This window comes from Capilliphycus salinus ALCB114379, from assembly GCF_047276495.1.
Lineage (GTDB): Bacteria > Cyanobacteriota > Cyanobacteriia > Cyanobacteriales > Microcoleaceae > Capilliphycus > Capilliphycus salinus.
This window is the reverse complement of the sequence record NZ_CP178543.1, coordinates 2,118,552-2,136,250: the sequence shown is the minus strand read 5'-3', so window position 1 is coordinate 2,136,250 and position 17,699 is coordinate 2,118,552. Positions and strand designations below refer to the sequence as shown.

At 42.5% G+C, this 17,699-nt stretch carries 17 protein-coding genes; 4 read left to right on the top strand and 13 right to left on the bottom strand.

Annotated elements, in window-relative coordinates; translation table 11 throughout:
* Positions 1 to 93: 93 nt before the first annotated feature.
* The 8 genes from ACL6C3_RS08780 to ACL6C3_RS08745 all read right to left on the bottom strand — a co-directional run bounded on the left by ACL6C3_RS08780 (position 94) and on the right by ACL6C3_RS08745 (position 8,962).
* Entirely contained in the window at positions 94 to 720 is a 627-nt protein-coding gene (locus ACL6C3_RS08780) for a Uma2 family endonuclease (RefSeq protein ID WP_413166783.1), read from the bottom strand.
* A gap of 167 nt (positions 721 to 887) precedes the next feature.
* Entirely contained in the window at positions 888 to 1,667 is a 780-nt protein-coding gene (locus ACL6C3_RS08775; protein ID WP_413166782.1) for an ABC transporter permease, read from the bottom strand.
* Between the two features lie 125 nt (positions 1,668 to 1,792).
* The gene (locus tag ACL6C3_RS08770) at positions 1,793 to 2,932 is read right to left on the bottom strand and encodes a glycosyltransferase family 2 protein (RefSeq protein ID WP_413166781.1); all 1,140 of its coding nucleotides are present in this window, start codon (positions 2,930 to 2,932) and stop codon (positions 1,793 to 1,795) included.
* Between the two features lie 244 nt (positions 2,933 to 3,176).
* Complete coding sequence (locus tag ACL6C3_RS08765) at positions 3,177 to 4,661, bottom strand: carotenoid oxygenase family protein (protein ID WP_413166780.1); 1,485 nt, start codon at positions 4,659 to 4,661, stop codon at positions 3,177 to 3,179.
* A gap of 83 nt (positions 4,662 to 4,744) precedes the next feature.
* Positions 4,745 to 6,157, bottom strand: a complete 1,413-nt coding sequence (locus ACL6C3_RS08760; RefSeq protein WP_413166779.1) for a folate/biopterin family MFS transporter — start codon at positions 6,155 to 6,157, stop codon at positions 4,745 to 4,747.
* 381 nt (positions 6,158 to 6,538) lie between these two features.
* Positions 6,539 to 6,976 (bottom strand): type II toxin-antitoxin system VapC family toxin, encoded by a 438-nt coding sequence (locus ACL6C3_RS08755; RefSeq protein ID WP_413166778.1) that lies wholly within the window; start codon positions 6,974 to 6,976, stop codon positions 6,539 to 6,541.
* A complete protein-coding gene (locus tag ACL6C3_RS08750; protein ID WP_413166777.1) occupies positions 6,973 to 7,389 on the bottom strand; it encodes a hypothetical protein in 417 nt (138 codons plus the stop codon). Before ACL6C3_RS08750 ends, ACL6C3_RS08755 begins: the two co-directional genes overlap by 4 nt.
* Positions 7,390 to 7,453: 64 nt before the next feature.
* Positions 7,454 to 8,962: a UbiD family decarboxylase gene (locus tag ACL6C3_RS08745; RefSeq protein ID WP_413166776.1), complete on the bottom strand. Its 1,509-nt coding sequence runs from the start codon at positions 8,960 to 8,962 to the stop codon at positions 7,454 to 7,456.
* Positions 8,963 to 9,026: 64 nt separating this feature from the next.
* Here ACL6C3_RS08745 and ACL6C3_RS08740 point away from each other — a divergent pair, with 64 nt between their 5' ends.
* The 3 genes from ACL6C3_RS08740 to ACL6C3_RS08730 are packed head-to-tail and all read left to right on the top strand — an operon-like array spanning position 9,027 to position 13,446.
* Positions 9,027 to 10,559, top strand: a complete 1,533-nt coding sequence (locus tag ACL6C3_RS08740) for a transposase (RefSeq protein WP_413166775.1) — start codon at positions 9,027 to 9,029, stop codon at positions 10,557 to 10,559.
* A gap of 49 nt (positions 10,560 to 10,608) precedes the next feature.
* Positions 10,609 to 11,922 (top strand): APC family permease, encoded by a 1,314-nt coding sequence (locus tag ACL6C3_RS08735; protein ID WP_413166774.1) that lies wholly within the window; start codon positions 10,609 to 10,611, stop codon positions 11,920 to 11,922.
* 9 nt (positions 11,923 to 11,931) lie between these two features.
* Entirely contained in the window at positions 11,932 to 13,446 is a 1,515-nt protein-coding gene (locus tag ACL6C3_RS08730; protein ID WP_413166773.1) for a hypothetical protein, read from the top strand.
* Positions 13,447 to 13,475: 29 nt separating this feature from the next.
* Here the strand turns inward: ACL6C3_RS08730 and ACL6C3_RS08725 are convergent, their stop codons facing one another.
* The 5 genes from ACL6C3_RS08725 to ACL6C3_RS08705 all read right to left on the bottom strand — a co-directional run bounded on the left by ACL6C3_RS08725 (position 13,476) and on the right by ACL6C3_RS08705 (position 16,531).
* Positions 13,476 to 13,970 carry a peptidoglycan-binding domain-containing protein gene (locus ACL6C3_RS08725; RefSeq protein ID WP_413166772.1) on the bottom strand — a complete coding sequence of 165 codons (495 nt, stop codon included), beginning with the start codon at positions 13,968 to 13,970 and terminating at the stop codon, positions 13,476 to 13,478.
* A gap of 240 nt (positions 13,971 to 14,210) precedes the next feature.
* Positions 14,211 to 14,489, bottom strand: a complete 279-nt coding sequence (locus ACL6C3_RS08720) for a WGxxGxxG family protein (protein ID WP_413166771.1) — start codon at positions 14,487 to 14,489, stop codon at positions 14,211 to 14,213.
* Between the two features lie 473 nt (positions 14,490 to 14,962).
* On the bottom strand, positions 14,963 to 15,418 hold the full coding sequence (locus ACL6C3_RS08715; protein WP_413166770.1) for a peptidoglycan-binding domain-containing protein: 456 nt from the start codon (positions 15,416 to 15,418) through the stop codon (positions 14,963 to 14,965).
* 165 nt (positions 15,419 to 15,583) lie between these two features.
* Positions 15,584 to 16,063 (bottom strand): peptidoglycan-binding domain-containing protein, encoded by a 480-nt coding sequence (locus ACL6C3_RS08710; protein ID WP_413166769.1) that lies wholly within the window; start codon positions 16,061 to 16,063, stop codon positions 15,584 to 15,586.
* Positions 16,064 to 16,282: 219 nt separating this feature from the next.
* Positions 16,283 to 16,531 (bottom strand): peptidoglycan-binding domain-containing protein, encoded by a 249-nt coding sequence (locus ACL6C3_RS08705; protein ID WP_413166768.1) that lies wholly within the window; start codon positions 16,529 to 16,531, stop codon positions 16,283 to 16,285.
* Between the two features lie 452 nt (positions 16,532 to 16,983).
* Between ACL6C3_RS08705 and ACL6C3_RS08700 the strand changes: the two genes are divergently transcribed.
* Positions 16,984 to 17,691: an SDR family oxidoreductase gene (locus ACL6C3_RS08700; RefSeq protein WP_413166767.1), complete on the top strand. Its 708-nt coding sequence runs from the start codon at positions 16,984 to 16,986 to the stop codon at positions 17,689 to 17,691.
* Positions 17,692 to 17,699: the final 8 nt, after the last annotated feature.

Here is a 17,699-nt window from a genome sequence, read left to right as displayed (position 1 = left end):
GACACTTATGCACTATGACGGTCACTTGCCAAAATAGACCTCTGTCGCTAGTGAGAAGTTTCCCCCATTGCAGTGATAAATATTGCTCAATTTTTAGTTGGATTGCTCAATTTTTAGATAGATTTCGGCTTCTGGCGTTTCCGTCGAATCCTTCTCCAGGGTGACATCTTCGTAAAGATCGGCCAAAGACACCGTTAAATTCAAACTTTGGAGTAGAAAAGTTCCTTCGGTGGGGGTGTAGGTTTTAAAAATCCATCCCCCTTGTTCGTGGCGTTGGAAGATTTCTACTCGTTGATGTTTGGTATTTACTAAAACATATTCTTCCAAACTGTCTAAGGTTTGGTAGTCGTTGAATTTATCGCCTCTATCGAAAGCTTCGGTACTCCCAGAAAGCACTTCAACAATTAATTTAGGAAAGCGTTTATAAGTCGAAGTTTCTTGATCTCGGGCGTCGCAAGTGACCAAAAGATCGGGATAATAGAAACAGTTGCATTCTTCGAGACGGGCTTTGATATCCGCAAAATAAACACGACAGTTCGTTCCCCGTAGGTGGCTACGAATTAGGGTGGCGAAGTTTCCCGCAATTGTATTGTGGGTGTCGGTTGTTCCCGCCATTGGGTAGACTTCTCCATCAATATATTCGTGTTTGATGGGGCTTTGAGTTTCGAGTTCGAGGTATTCTTCTGGAGTTAGGGGCTGATGGTCAGAAAGGGCTATCATGGTTTTGGTATTCCTCAGTACAGTTGTTGATGCCGTTTTTGACACTGCAAAAATTAAGGCGGGTTAGATCTCTTTTAAATTACAATATAGCGATTATTTGTTAAACTTGAGGTGAATTCTTGACGTTGAAAATCAAGTTTAGCTAAATTTTATTCACGCAGCTTTATTCACGCACCCATTCCCGAATATTGTCGCAGTCCTTTTCGCCACAACCAACGATTTAATATAAATATCACCACACCCCAACCGAACATTACCAATAACCCTCGCCCAATATTCGTAGGAAGTCCGACTAACACCGAAGCGGGAAAATTTACGAGATAGGGGAACGGTGTCCAAAGAACAATTTCTCGCAAAATTGGGGGAAACATTTCTAAAGGGGCGATGACTCCAGAGAGGAATAAATAGGGTAAAAACCAAAGTTCTTCTAAAGCGGACGCCCGTTCTGTCCAAAACGCAGCTAAGGCTAGAGTATATTGAATTAAAAATCGCAAGCAAAACGCGATTAAAAGAATAAAAAGAAAGATGAAAGCGGTACTCAAACTGGGTAGCCAAAAAGCTTCGGGATAAAGGGTAAAAAATAGCAAGACCAGTCCGATAATAAAAGGAAATCGGGCAAAACGTTCGGAGATATGAGAGAAAAAATGATGCCAAACCGGGTCGATGGGTTGCAAGAGTCGGGGTGAAAGTTTGCCTTGAATAACTTCTCGTTCAAACTCCCAAATGACCCAAACCACGTTAGATTGTCTCACTAAAAAAGCGGCGAGAAAATAACGCGCAAACTGAATAGGTTCTAGGGCGAGTTCTTGAGATTCGGCCGCTTTTACCCAAATTCCCATGATAATAAAAGGCAACGAACCCGACAACGCCCATAAGAAAAGTTCGGCCCGATATTCTAACATATAGGCGTAGTAAGTCGTTAGTAAGGTTTTGGCTGTTTTCAACATTTTGATCAATCAAGTGTTTTAATGAAACTGTCTTAATCAATTCAAGTCGGTTTTCTGTAGGTTTATCGAAAAATAATCATCCCAATTTGAACCCAGTTTTTCAACAAGATATCGGTTATAAAAATCTAGAGTTTAAGCCGTTGAATTGCCATTAAACCGCCGCCAAATTTTGGATTGGATTTAAGTTGATGGGGTTTTAAACTCTCCGCTTTTAAATCGGAATTCAGGGCGGTAAAATTACGGTTTAGATCGGAAATATTAACGGCAAATACAGACATAAATTCCGGCAGTTTATCTTGATGTCTGCTGGCAATTGCTAACAACAATATTTTCCAAGCATTCTGTGATAAAATAGCCGAATCAGTCATCCGAAAAGCCAAAGAGATTTTAGCTTTTTTTAAGGCAACCAATCCCCAATGTAATTTTAAATAATTCCGAATTTGTTCAAGCTCAGGAAGGCGATTTTGATGCTTTTGATGAACCAGAGGATATATTTTTTCTTTGATTAAAATATTCGTTTTCAGTCGCGTTTCTAGAGATAACTTGTGATTGTAAGCTCCCGGCCAAATCGTTCGGTAAGCCAGACAGCGATTAATAAAAATAGCATCTCCAAATTGAGCAATTTTAATCCAAGAATCAATATCATCAAAATTCACATCAAAACTCGAATCCCAACCCCCCGACTGAATAAACGCATCTCGACGATAAGCCACTTGTACGGGAGTACCAAACGGAACTTGTTCGAGTAACATTCCATAATGAATGTCTTCTTGAGGAATATAAAATGCTTTTCCCGGCCCCAAAATTCGAGTGCGACTCAGTTCTCGTCCATCGGGGTCAACCTGTGCCGATTGAGCCGAACAAATGACAGCTTTCGAGTGAGTTTTTGGTGTAATTGTTGCTTGATGAATGGCAATCGTTCGCGCCATTTCTTCGAGACAATTCGGAGCGAGATAATCATCATCATCAACGGGTTTAATCCACTCTCCCGACGCCAGACGCACCGCTAGATTCATGGTTTGAGAGTGACCCCGATTGCGATCATTTCTATGGTATATTATACGGCGATCGCTATCTTGAGATTGACACATACCCCTAACATATTCTTCAGTTCCATCTGAGGAACAATCATCAGCCACCACCACTTCACAAGGAACCGTTTGTTTCAAGGCGGAGTCTATCGCCCGTTTTAACAAATTCAAGCGATTGTAAGTGGTGATGACGATACTAAAGCGAATATCCACTGTTGACGCTTGTTCAAGCATTGTTAAATTCAAATAAATAGAGATTTCCCTGAAAATTCCCCCTACCGACCCGAGTGAATACCAAATCGGAATTACACTTTACAGTAGCATTACCAACGAAGATTAGGCCAGATCTATTTCTCGATATCAACCAACACCCAATTTACCCAAAATATACTCAAATTCCACGCCCTCCCCTTGGGGAAAAGGCCTGGAATCTGATCAGCGCGAAGACAACTTAAAGACTGAATTGGAGATTCAACGCTTAAATATGAGCGAACGTCCCGTGTAAAGTGTAGGGAATGTGATGCTTGAGATGCAATTGGGCGACTGGCCCTTTATTAAAATCTTTGGCATCGTGAATCACAATATCTGAGCGATGATAGCGCGAATCATAAACCAATGTCAAGAGCCAGCCATCATCTTCATTAACGCCGTTGGGATGGGGAACAAACACGGGTTCACCGGAAAAGCCGTAAGGCGCCGCACTCCAGAGTTGACGTTCACCAGTTTGGAAGTCTAGCTTGAGAACCCCCTGTAACGGTGCATTTCCCTCCGGGTCATGGGCGGCGCCAACATAGACATACCGGTAAGGACGTCCAATCCATTCGGGATTGAGGGTGGGAAACTCACAGCAGCGCTTGTCCACAAGTTGACGTTCGACTTTACCCGTTTTTAAATTAACCTCAAAATGCCACAATTGCCCCGGATCTAATGTGGTAAAATCAGTATCGTGAAAATCGGCTTGGGGATCAACACCGGGAAGGGATTGATAACAGATTGAATCCACACAAATTTTATCCCCTTGTTCGTAGGCGTTGGCGTGATGGAAAACAAACCCGGAGTGAGTTTCAAAACACTTAATTCCCGGTTGTTGTTTTTGATTGCGAGGAATCACTAATATCCGAGTCGGTTGTTTGGGTTTAAATTCCACACATTCTCCCGCCCCACAAAATCCAAACAGATAGGGTAAAGGATTAAAACTGACTGGATTTTGGAAGAAAATACAGTAATTTGGGGTAATGGCGAAATCGTGAACAAAGGCAAATCCGGGTACTGAATGGGCGTGTTTGCGTAAAAGTTTGCCTTGGGGACTCAGTTCATAAATAGTAAATGTGGTAGAAAGTCCGGGTTTAATCGAGAAATTCACCAGACATTGTTCTCCCCCGTCTAACTCACAATGGGGGTCGATACAAGGATGGGCTGCAAACGCATCGCCCGGTTCTAAAATCCCATCTAAATAATCAATTCCAATCGTTTCTAAGGTTTGGGGATTGAGTTGATGGGGTTCTGCCGCTTCCCACAACGCCAACAGTTTACCGCCCCAATAAATGACCTGAGTATTGGCAATATTTTTTAAACGAAAATCAAACGCATTCGCCAATACACCGCCCGGTTTTTGAGTGCCAAATACGCCCCGATAGAGGGGTTTTCCTGCAAGTTGTTCTTCAACAAATCCCTGAGTTCTCACATAACGGTTGCGATAATGGGCGCGACCTTTTGAAAATTGAATCGCTGAAACCATCCCATCGCCATCAAAAGGATGATGCAGGGGATAACCATTAATATCCAATAAACCGGGGCCATTCCTATACAGAGTTCCTTCTAATTCGGAGGGAATTTCCCCTTCGATATCTTCTATCGGATAGTCATATTCGTTGGGTTGAGATTGATAGCCTTTTTGCCAATCTTTGGTACTGTAGGATAATCCTTTCTTGACGAAAGGTTTGGGCATTTGTAGGTTAGTCATCGTTCTTTTGTGAATGTGAGAAGTGCAAGAAAAGTTGATTCAAATGGATTCAAAAAGTTAGAGAGAAATTGTGAATTTAAACTTTAGTCTCTCAGACCAACACCCTCATATTCGGGTACAAATTCCGGGACATGATTGTGTCCGGTGCGTTGAGAAACGGGCAGTTTAGAATCCGAATCTTCTCCCTCTGCTTTGGCGCTAAAATTGGGCAACCAATTGAGAAACATTAGGGGAAGCAGTGTGGAAACATTGGTAATAATCACCAGTATCCAGAGGTTATCAAACTGATGTTCTGTTACGCCCAATAGATGAGTTAACAACGCCCCAGATTCGTGAGAAAGCAGCCCCGCCATATTGTAAATTGACATTAACAACGCGAATAAAGTCGCTTCAACTCCGGGCGGACACAAACGGGCGGCTAACACCAAAACAGGCATATAAGCCACTTGTCCCATGACCGTTAAAATCAGACTGTCGCCCAAACTAAACCAATGATCTTCGATGCCTAAAGCACGGTTAGCATGAGTCACCAGCAACAGCATTGTCATGCCGAGAACTGCTGATAAAATTGTAGACCAAGTGAATATTTTGCGAAAGGGAATTGTTTTAAAAAAACGTTGAAACAGCAAAACACCCACCAGAGAAGCGATACTGGTCACTAAGCGAACTCGCCCTAAAAATTCGGGTTGAAATCCGAGTTCGTTTGTGGTGAAATAAAAGAAGGCTGAATCGGCCGTTGGGGTGGCTTGCCAGATGAATACAAATGCCATCGGTAGCCAAATTGCTTTTTGAGTAACGGCCTGACGCAGTTGACGAATTTGTTGTTTAACCGCTTCTAAATTAGAGCGATCGCCAACTTTTTCTTCTGTGATTAACCAGGCCACACCGCAAACAATTAAGGGAAAAGTCGCAGTAATTAAAAAGACGGTTTGGACAGTAAAAACTTCCAATAAAAAACCGCTCAAATAAGCCGTAATTAAACCCCCCAAAGCCGAAGTTCCCCAACACAAAGATTGCAACGAACCCACATCGCTGAGAGATTCTTTTCGCGCCCGTTCAACCACTAATGAGTCTACAATCACATCACTAATAGCGACAGACAACGAACTCAGGGTAATAACGAGAGTCGCGGTTAACGGACTGTCTACGACTGTGGCCATCCCAACCCAGGAGATCGCACCCAAAAAACCTGATAAAATTAAATAGGGTCGGCGACGATAGCCAAATAGGGGTAAGCCGTCGGAAATAAAGCCAAATACCGGTTTGATGACCCAAGGTAAGACGACTATCCCCAACATGGCTGAGACTTCCGCAGGCGTCATTCCCAAGTCGTCCTTGAGAAAGAAGCTGACCGCCAGTCGCGCCAGTCCCAGGGTGCCTTGAACGAAGTATACAAGTAAAATTGCAATCAATTCCGGCGTTGGCTTCTTACCGAAGAATATATTTTTCTTGATACTTTCTTTAATTTCGGCTAGCCCCGTCGATGAAATTAGCATTTGATAAACAAAGATTAAGAAATATAAATACTTATAACACAGGATTCCCTGAGGCTGGCATCTGCCCATCGGGTTAATCTAGTCTGTGCGATGGGTCATTGCAACGTATTTTAGGGGTTTTTCCCGACATCGGGACCAAAATCAAGGCGTTAGGAGTCTATTGATCCGGGATTCTACAATCAAATGGAATTATCCGGAACTGCCGACCGCTTTGGGTTGGCAGTTTTTTTGAGAATTTCCCTCAATATTTTTATTTGAGAAACATCACTGACGGACTTAAGATTAATTTAAGGATTAAGAATTTTAGGAAAGTGCGATCGCGCTTATTGATCATAAGTTAATTAATTCCAATCTGCTTCTTGAAGTGGCTTATTCAAGAGTTTAAGATGGTCGTGTCCAGTCTTCAAACATTAAATTAGGAACTTGAGAAAAGTCGCGCTGGTTGCGAGTAACTAATGTGACTTGCTGAGACAGAGTAATAGCTGCAATTCGCAAGTCCTGTGTTCCAATTCGGACTCCTTGCTGACGGAGTTCTACAAAAAGATTATAAGCCTCAAGCGTCAACTCAACAACTTGAAATTGACTAATATAATTTACAGCATCTCGTAATCCCATATAAGCCCAAATTAGCTTTTCGGGGTTATTAGATTGAGAATAGCGCCGAATTACACTCAACCAACCTCTCAACTGTTCCTCTACCGTCACAACTGTAATCGCAATTTCGTCAGGATCTACTAAAGCTATACGTTGCTTTAAAATTGGATTTTCGCGTTGCAGTAGGGACAAATGATCGGTATCAAGAATATATCGATAATTCATTCTGGATTCTGACTTTTACTTGGGAAAATATTTTCTGCTTCAATCTCTGTATCAATTTCACGGCGATATTGTTCAATCTCATCTAAAACTTCATCCCAGAGCGGATTATTAATTAAAGTATTGGGAGGTTTGGGGAGGAAACGATTGTTGCTTGGAATCGTGTTTTTTTCTAAAGTAGAGATACGGTCCGATAACGTTTTTATTTCTTTTTGCAATAACAAAACTTCTTTTGAATCTTTCTGGGGTAAACACCAAACAACCAAGGAAATTAAAGTGACTCCTGAAATGGCAATTCCCAACCAAAAGTTACCCGCATCAAGATTGAAGAATTGGAAAAGAACGGGTGAAAATAAAGTGATTATCCACAGGGCTAAAATGAGTTTACTTTTATTGAGTTGAAATTCGACTGTCATTTTGATTCTGGGGTAATTTACAGTGAAAATTAATGGTTGAGGTGGGCATTGCCCACCCGATGAATTATTGGATGTCGTAGCCGAATTTATTGGGGTCAACTTCGGTTAAATTCAAATCATCTAACCCGTATTCCGCCCAACGTCGAGAAACCATCGACGCCACATCAGCATCCGACTCCAACGCTTCGCCCCATTCGTGATCGGTTTCGGGGGGAATTTTAGTCGTTGCATCAATTCCCATTCGTCCGCCCAAACCAATTTTTTCGCTGGCAAAATCTAAGGTATCAAAGGGCGTATTCGGGAGAATAAATACATCCCGAGTCGGGTCAACTTTAGACGAAATTGCCCACACCACTTGACGCGGATCGCGAATATTAATCGTTTTATCGACAACAATCACAAATTTGGTATAAGTAAACTGGGGTAACGCACTCCAAAAAGCCAAAGCCGCCCGCCTCGCCTGACCGGGATAAGCCTTATCAATGGAGATAATTGCTGCTTTATAACTTAACGCTTCCATCGGTAAGAAAAAGTCAACAATCTCCGAAACTTGTTGTCGTAAAATCGGGGTATAAATGCGGTTTAAAGCAATTGCCATCATCGCTTCTTCTTTGGGAGGACGGCCGCTAAATGTGGTTAAATAAATCGGGTCTTTGCGATGGGTCATGCAGTGAAATCGAATTAACGGCGAATCTTCAACGCCCCCGTAATAACCCATATGATCTCCAAAGGGTCCGTCGGGTAACATTTCGCCGGGGGTGATGGTTCCTTCGAGTACAAATTCCGAGTCGGCGGGTACTTCTAAATCAACGGTTTTACACTTGGCAAGTTGTACGCCGGAACCGCCATATAATCCCGCAAATAACCATTCCGATAAATCAACGGGAATGGGTGTGGCAGCCGCCATTATAATTAAAGGATCGACGCCCAAAGCGATCGCAATTTCCAGTTTTTTACCGTTTTCTGCGGCTTTTCTTAAATGTCTTGCCCCTCCCCGAACCGATAACCAGTGGACGGTCATGGTGTTTTTTGACTGCAATTGTAAGCGATAAACGCCCACATTTGGAGTTCCGGTTTCGCAGTCTTTTGTAATTACTAATCCCAAGGTAATAATCTTACCCGCATCTTTGGGATAGGGGCGAATCATCGGAATTTTGTTTAAATCTAGGTCTTCCCCTTCGAGGATTACTTGTTGACAGGGTGGGAAAAAATTACGTCCGGGTTTGGCTTTGACAACATCAAATAAAACCTTACCAAAATCCACCGCTTGCGAGATTTTTTTCGGGGGTTTCGGTTGTTGCAGCATTCCCAATTTTTTCCCCAATTCTTCTAATTCTTGGGGTTTTTCCATGTTCATCGCCAAACACACCCGCTGTTCGGTTCCGAGTAAGTTAACCGCGACGGGATGAGGCGACCCTTTAACGTTTTCAAACAGCAAACCGGGTCCGCCGGATTGTAACATTCGATTGGAAATTTCTGCAATTTCTAAATCGGGGTCAACTAAAGCGCTAATGCGTCGTAATTGTCCCCGTTCTTCTAGCAGTTTTAGGAATCCCCGTAAATCTCTCGCCATTATTTTTTCTAAAGTGATGGTCTATATAGTATATTATGAGGGTTTTGTTGTTAACATAGGGGTTATGAAATGTCCGAGATGTGAATCTACCTCCTATCGCAAGAACGGGCGACTCAAAGCGAGACAGCGCTATCAGTGTAAAATTTGTGGTCGTCAGTTTCTCGAACCGTTGGCGAGTCAACCGCCAGCCTCTTTTCTAGACGAACGGTGGCCAACTGTTCGCAACGAACAAAACGGACAAACCAATAGAGTTGAACCCAAAAATTCGCTACCCTCTCCTCAAACTGCTTCTTTTACCCAAGAATTATTACAGCTTTTCAACTCTCCCGAGTTTTTAAAATCTCCCGCATTTCAACATATTATTCAAACGCTACACGGGAAACAACAGACTCAAATATCCTCGGATTCTCCCATTTCTATTTTACTACTAGATGCGGAAAATCTCAACGATTTGGATGGGGATGTCGAAAGTTTTTTGAGTGATTTATCTAGATATCCTTTGACGGTAAAACTGGCGTTTGCAAACTGGAAGAAAACGGGAGGAGATAGCGAACTTTTTCAGCGGGGTTATCAGATGATACACGTTCCTTTGGGTAAGGATAGCGCCGATGCTCAAATGATTGCAATGGGGGCGGCAATTTCCCAACATTATCGCCACGCCAAAGAGGTGTTTGTTTGTTCGTCGGATTGGTTATTAACTTATTTAATTACGGAGTTAGAACATCAGGGGTTTTTAGTTTATCGGGTTTCTAAAAAACATCCCAAACAATTACCGAAAATTATCACCGTTGAACAGATGAATACCGGGGAGATCAAATCTTATTCATTGCGAGAAAACTCCGAGATTCCCTCGCCTCAAGAATTGTTTGATAAAATAGAAGCTTTAATTAGCGAAACCCACGACTCTTTAGAAGAACGGCTGAAAAAATTATCGAAAATTCATCAGCTTTTTGAACTCGAAAAAAAGTTAAACTATTATCAAACTGATTCCTCAACTCCCAGTTCAGAATTAAACTCAACCCCTGTTCAATCTTCTTCAATTTCAGAACAAATTCTTGAAGTTGTCTCCGCCAGTGATTCAATTAAAAATAAAGTCGATTTAGAAATGGCGATTCAGTCAGTTTTAACCGCTTGTCTCAACGGTTCAAAAGCCAAGACAACGATTTTAATTAGCGAGTTGGCTATCGAGTTTAAAAAGGTTTATGGGGAATCGCCCAAAACCTTGATTAAAAAGTTAAACTTGGGGTCAAATTTATGTAAGTTTTTACAAAAATGCGAACGGTTCGCCGTTTCTCAAAACAAAAATGTTTATCAGGTTTGTTTAAAAAATACTTCCGCTTCCGCGATTAACTCTCAAGAGGAATTAGAAAAGAGTTTAATCGAGATTCTGACCAAATTAGAACCCAAATATTTAAACAGTCTGGTTCCTTTAGAAGTGTTATCGCAACAGTTTCAACTCGATTATAAAATCTCACTCTCCAACCTTCTCAAAGAACTTAAAATCGCCACTAAAGTCCTAACGTTTATCACATCCAGCGATGCTTTTATCCTCAAAAAACAACAAAACAAGCATCACGTTACCCTGGCAAAAAAATAAAATTATGATTGTTAACCCAATATTAACGAAATTAGATTATAATGCTTAAGTGATTTTTGCAAGAGGTCGCCAAGTGTCGGGTCAAACGCCATTTCTTCAACGAGAACTCGGGGTTTTCGGTGCTACTTTGATGGGGTTGGGTTCAATTATTGGAACCGGGGTATTTGTCAGTATTGGAATTGCGACGGGAATAGCCGGACCTGCTGTTATTTTAGCGGTAGCAATTGGGGCAATAGTGGCGTTATGTAACGGATTAAGTAGCGCCCAACTTGCGGCCAATCATTCTGTCAGCGGCGGAACTTACGAATATGGTTATAAATATCTCAATCCGATATTTGGCTTTACTGCGGGTTGGATGTTTTTGTTGGCAAAAAGTGCCTCGGCTGCGACCGCTGCGTTGGGGTTTGCGGGCTATTTTATCAACGCTTTGGGTTGGGATAATCGTTTGCTAGTCCCGACAGCTTTAATCGCAGTTATCGCCATCACCGCGATTGTCTTAAATGGAATTCGTCGGTCTAATTTAGCAAATTTAGTCATAGTTTCGCTAACGTTATTTTCTTTAATTGCCTTTATTTTAACGGGTTTACCGACCGCCTTCTCTCCGGCGGGCGCTAACAATTTAACGCCCTTTTTTCCGGCTGAAAATTCCCTCGCCGCCTTACTCGAAGCGGCTGCATTAATGTTTGTCGCCTACACCGGATATGGACGCATCGCCACACTCGGGGAAGAAGTCCGCCAACCGCGAGTGACCATTCCCAAAGCGATGATTGTCACGATGGCGGTAACGATGGTGTTATATTTGACGGTGGCCGTCGTCGGAGTCGCCGCAGTGGGCGTTGACGGGTTGAGTGATGCGACGCAAAAGGTGGCGCCGTTGGAAGTGGCGGCGAGTCGGTTTGGCCTCCCCGGAATTCGTCAAATTGTCGCAGTCGGGGCGATAACGGCGATGTTGGGGGTGTTGCTGAATTTGATTTTGGGCTTATCTCGGGTATTATTGGCGATGGGGCGACGCCGGGATATGCCCCGTCAAGTGGCCAGACTGAATCCGGCGGGGACGACACCGACTATTGCGGTGATTGTCGTGGCGGTGATGATTGGGCTGTTGGTGTTGATTGGCAATGTGAAAACCACTTGGTCGTTTAGTGCGTTTAATGTTTTAATTTATTATGCGATCACCAATTTGGCGGCGTTGCAAATTCCCCCACAAGCGCGACTTTATCCCAAGCCGATAGCGGTTATTGGGCTAGTTTGCTGCTTTTTTCTGGCGTTTTGGGTGGAGTGGCAAATTTGGTTGGTGGGGTTGGGATTAATTGCGGTGGGCTGGTTGTGGCGGCTTATTTTTCAGGGGCTTCAGCCTCGGTAAGTCGGAAAGTTGGGTGAGTTTTTCGGATGCGATCGCATTCCCAGCGCCCAACGTGCTACTCTTGAATATAGCATCAGATATCTTCGTCGTGCGTACAGGGTCATGCCCCATCCAAATCAACAACTTGGGACGAATGATTCTACTGTAGTCGATACGGTTTGCCATTTTCTTTATCAAACTCTGGTTTCTCTCCAGAAAAAGCATCCTCAATGGCTGAATCCTCGCTACCAAAATATTCCCTGGCATCAACCCCGCTATCAGTCTATCTTTGTTAAGAAGATTTCTCAAGGGTTGAGTCAGGTAAAGCCGCTTGAGAAATTATGGGCGAAAGTTCAAAATTATCTCAAAGTTTTGCTGAGTTCGGAATTTATTCAGTCTTCGGAATATCAGGTGATTGTCGCCCAACTCGAACAACTGATTTATCCCAATCCCAAGCTGACTCCTTATCCGCATCCGAGTGAAATTCACCCCCAACAACTCTATTTTAACGGACGCAGTTTTTCGACCAGCGGAATTAGTATTCTGTTGTTGGATGTGGAAAATTTACAGTTGGATGTGGAAACTGAGAAGTTTTTAGAAACTGTTTGTGCTTGTCCGCTGCAAATTAAAGTTGCTTTTGCGAATTGGCGTAGCATGGGGAAAAAAGATGTTGAATTTCATCAGCGAGGCTATCAACTGATTCACGTTCCCCCCGGAAAAGATAGCGCCGATTTGAAAATGGCGACGGTGGGTTCCTCCATTTTCGTCTATTATCCCACAGCCCAAGAAGTTTTGGTTTGTTCGTCGGATCGGGCGTTAACTCATCTGTGCAATACTCTCGAAGGTCATGGGTTAACCGTGTATCAAGTTAAGAAGAAAAAAGATAAGATTATTGTTTTTAATAATCGCACCGGTGAAACCCAACAATTTGATTTAACCTCCTCTAGCGATATTCCCACGTTAGATGAATTTATTGTGCAGTTACAAGAATTAATTCGCTCCGAACAAAAGCGGATTCAGAGCCAGTGGATTAAACTCTCGCGTCTTTCTGCCTTATATAAAGATACCTACAAAATGACAATTAGTCAAGTGGTTTCCGCCCATTTTCCCGAATCGAAAGCCCGAGATATCTTTCTAAAGAATCCTCAAATTTTCGCCATTCATCAACCGTCAGAAAAATCTCAAACCTACGTCACCTTATTTGAACTCGCCCCCGTCAAAAGTCAATCCACTTCTGAGGGAAATTCAACCAACGGTTTAACAAACATTCAATCTCTAGACCAGTTAGAAACCGCTTTGGTTGAAATTGTTCAAGAACTCACCGCCCAAACCGCCACGCCTTGCATTTCGTTATCAATTTTGGGCAGTTATTTTAACAAAAAATACGGTCTAGCCATTACCCAAGTCATCAAACAATTTCAACCCGGAGGCAAATTTCCAAAATTTATCGATTTGTGCAATTCCTTTGAGTTAGAAAAAACAGACCGGGGCTGGAATGTTTGCTTACTTACAACAAATCCCCCTTCATCTTCCGAAGAAGAATAACGGGAGAAACGCTGTTCAAATGAGTTAATTTAATCGATATATAAAAACTCTTGCTGTAAGATAGCTTCCCAAGTTAAGGCGCCAACAATTCCATCAACCTCCAAGCCAATACGCGCTTGAAAATCTCTAACGGCTTTTGCCGTTTTCGCCCCAAAAACCCCATCAACCCGCAAATTCGCTCCCGTATTATTCAAACGAGTTTGTAATTCAACCACACTTTCGCCGCTATTTCCTGCTTTTAAAATCGGGAAATCACTATCAGGATTCTCGATAGGCGCTGTGGTAATTTCTAATAAAACCCTCCAAGTTAAAGTGCCAACAATTCCATCAACAGCCAAATCATTATCTCTTTGAAACTTCTTAACCGCCACTTCAGTATCATAACCAAAAATTCCATCAATTCTGAGATTCGCCCCTAAAAGATTCAGACGGCTTTGTAAATAGTTGACATCATTCCCCGTCTTACCCAACTGCAAAATCGGCAAAGATTGAATTTTTTTATAAGAAATACTAGATGCTTGCATAATTGATACTCTCTGAGGTTTATGGTTGAATAAATCTAATCTAATCGCTTTTTTCAAGTGTCGGTAGTCCCTTGTTTAAGTGACTCTTGAAATAAGATTATCAACCAACCCGGCTCAACAGTTCACCCTTTAACAGATAATATCAATTTGCTGTTATACAGATACAAAATGAGTTGGGTTTCATAGCCGCAAAACCCAACACAATATCGCCTTAAAAACATCAATCAACCAGACAAGGAATTAATCGCGGTAACGAGTCCCCGTAGTGGTTACATCCGGTTCACGGTAGCGCACGGTTTCATCATGCTTTCTGCCGCGTAAACCCGCCAAACCCGCCAAACCAATTAGACCCAACCATCCCCAGTCAAAATCGTTGTCATCCTCATACTCAAGAGTTCTATTCGGTACTGGGTCATCCGTTACCTGAGCAGAAGCCGGGTGAACGCTAGGCAGAATACTGAGGGTCAACGCGAGGGCGCTAATACCAACTAGCTTGGTTAAATTAGAAAATTTCACCATTTGTTCTCTCCTGTAGACTTAGTGTTTCCTGTCAATGTTTTCCTAAAAGATTTGCCGATAACCCTTGGTTTCAAGAGTCAATTAGCTTTGATTTGCCATCACACTTTCTAACAGTAACAACTCGCTACAGGTTTTAAATCACCCCTCAGCTAGAACCTGTTAACTCCTCAACTCTTGCTGGAGAGATAGACCTTTTGGGTCGGATAGTTTCCGGGAGTTTAGAGTATTTATAGCGGTTTTCAATTTTTAGAGGCACTGTTCGATTAAAAACCCGGTTTCTATTGATAAACCGGGTTTTTCGGATGTACCTCCGAAGCAAGTAGCGCTATATTGCTGAGTCAGTTTAAGCTCAACCTCAATCTAAAAGAGCAAACAACCAAAAATAAATCTCCCTTCATCTTTTCAACAGAAAAAGGGAGAAAAAGAACAATTCCAGAGGGAAAACAGTTAATTCAATCAATTCCTACTGTTAATTAAAAGAAAGGATGCAGTAAAGCATTCCAAGTTAAACGACCAACAATACCATCCGGCACTAATCCCATTTTGGATTGATACTTCTTCACTGCGGCTTCTGTTGCCGGGCCAAAAGCCCCATCAACGGCTAAATTAGCCCCAAAATGATTATTCAGTTCTGCTTGAACATATTTCACATCTCCTCCTTTACTTCCCCGACGCAAAAGAGGCAGAGAATTTAGGACATCAATAGGAACAGAGGTGGCTTGAGACAAAGCTTTAATTGTTTGCGGCCCAACAATACTATCAACGGTTAAGCCACTATTTTTTTGAAACGCTTTGACTGCGGCTTCTGTAGCAGCCCCAAAGACACCATCTTCTTTTAATTTGGCTCCAAAAATATTGAGTAGAGCTTGAATATCTTTAACAGCTTGACCTTGGCTACCCCGACGCAGAATAGTGGTTGTTGATTGCATGATTCATTCTCCGATGAACTTGTTTCTATAGTTCTACTGTATTCAAGTTAAAATCGATTGTGCAGTCACACATTTAAGTTAACTTCTCTACAATAGGCACCCTACACAAAAAAAACCGCTTTCTCAAAGAAAGCGGACTTTTAATCCTAACTGTGAATTATTCAATTAAAAGAACTCATGGAGCAAAGCATTCCAAGTTAAAGGGCCGACAATTCCATCAGCAGCCAAACTATAACGGTGTTGAAAGTTCTTAACTGCGGCTAGAGTTTTTGACCCAAAAATGCCATCAACAACCAAACTCGCGCCAAAGTCATTGAGACGATTTTGTAATCTAATCACATTATCACCCGTACTTCCAAAACTGAGAACAGGTAAAGTTTGCAGAACCTCAAAAGGAACGGTAGTAGATTTTAATAACAAGTTCCAAGTTTGCGGCCCAACAATCCCATCAACCAATAAACCATTGTCTTTTTGATAGTATTTAACAGCCGCTTCGGTGGCAGGCCCAAAGAAACCATCAACCACCAATCTTGAACCCAAAATATTCAGACGTTCTTGTAGATTTTTAACCGTTTTTCCTTGGCTACCCCGACGCAAAGTCGGCAGAGATTGAATAGTTTTTGGAAAAATATCTGTAGCCTGCATAATTAATACTCCTGTAATTTGTTTTCATGTTTCTAATCTAACTTCTAATCTAATCACTGCACAGTCGCTTGTTTTAGTGAAGTCTATTTGAGGTTGAGTCAATCACTGAGCGTTTCATCAAAAATTAAATCTCCCTTCATCTACTTAAGAGATTAAAGGGAGAAGTCAAACCTGAGAATTAGAGAAAAACTGCAAAACAGAGTCACCTAATACCGGAATTTAGAGGAATTCATGGAACAAAGCGCTCCAAGTTTGCGGCCCGACAATTCCATCAACTGTCAGTCTATTGTTACTTTGATATCGTTTAACAGCGGCTTCAGTAGCCGGCCCGAAAATACCATCGACAACCAAACGAAATCCAAAATCATTGAGACGATTTTGTAGTCTGATTACTGCTTCGCCTTGACTACCACGACGCAGGGTAGGCTGAGATAGAACCGCTTCGGGATAATAATGTGAGTGAGTCATAATTAACACTCCTGTGATTTGTTTTCATAGTTCTAATCTAATTACAGATTTCTACATTGCACAGTCGCTTGTTTGAGTTAACAATTAACAGTCACCCGTGTTGTAGGGGCGGGTGAGGCAATAAATCTATGTTTTCCCTGCAAATCAGTTACATAAACCCGCCCCAACCCATAACAGAATTAATCAACCGGAAATCATATTAATTCTGAACCCGCCCCAACCCCTGAACCGTTTTTCCCCGACGACGGGGCGGGTTTATATTAATTGTCTGTAGGACATGAGAAATTATTGCCGAACCCGCCCCTACCAACCCCAAACCCAACAGCGTTCCATCGGAAAACCGGGGCGGGTTTATATCAATTGTCTGTAGGACATGAGAAATTATTGCCGAACCCGCCCCTACCTGCCTTCTGCCTTATACTAAAAAAGAAGTTGTTAAGAAATGTAACGAGATGCGAGACAAAGTTGCGGTTATCGTGGGAGCAACCGGGGGAATTGGTTCGGCAGTGGCCCGGAAATTAGTTTCATCGGGGGTCAAACTGGTGTTGGCCGCCAGAGACAGCCACAAATTGGAGACATTGGCCGAAGAATTGGGAACCCCGGACGTTTTGGCGGTTTCGACCGATATCACCGACCCGCAGCAAGTCGAGGGACTGATGCAAAAGGCCGAAAGTCATTTCGGACAGATTGATATTTTGGTCAATGCGGCCGGCGCCGGTATTCTCAAACAGTGGAACAAACTCGAACCGGCTGACCTCGATACCATGCTGGACTTGAACCTGAAGGGGAGTTTTTACACCACCCAGGCGGCCGCCAACGTGATGAAGCAGCAAAAATCCGGTCATATTTGTAATGTGATTGGGATTTTGGGAAAACATTCGATGGCGATGGGAAGCGCCTATTGTGCCTCAAAATTTGGGGCGGTTGGCTTTAGTAAGTGTATGGCCGATGAAATGCGCCGATATGGGATTAAAATTACGTTATTCTACTTTGGGGGGGTTGATAGTCCTTTCTGGGATAATGTTAGTTTAAAGGTTGATCGTTCAAAAATGCTCAGTCCAGAAACGGCGGCCAATGCAATTTTCTTTGCACTTTCTGCCGAACCCCAAGCGGTACCGATGGAGATTAATATTCAGCCGGATAGTCATTTATTCTTCTAATTTTTGAG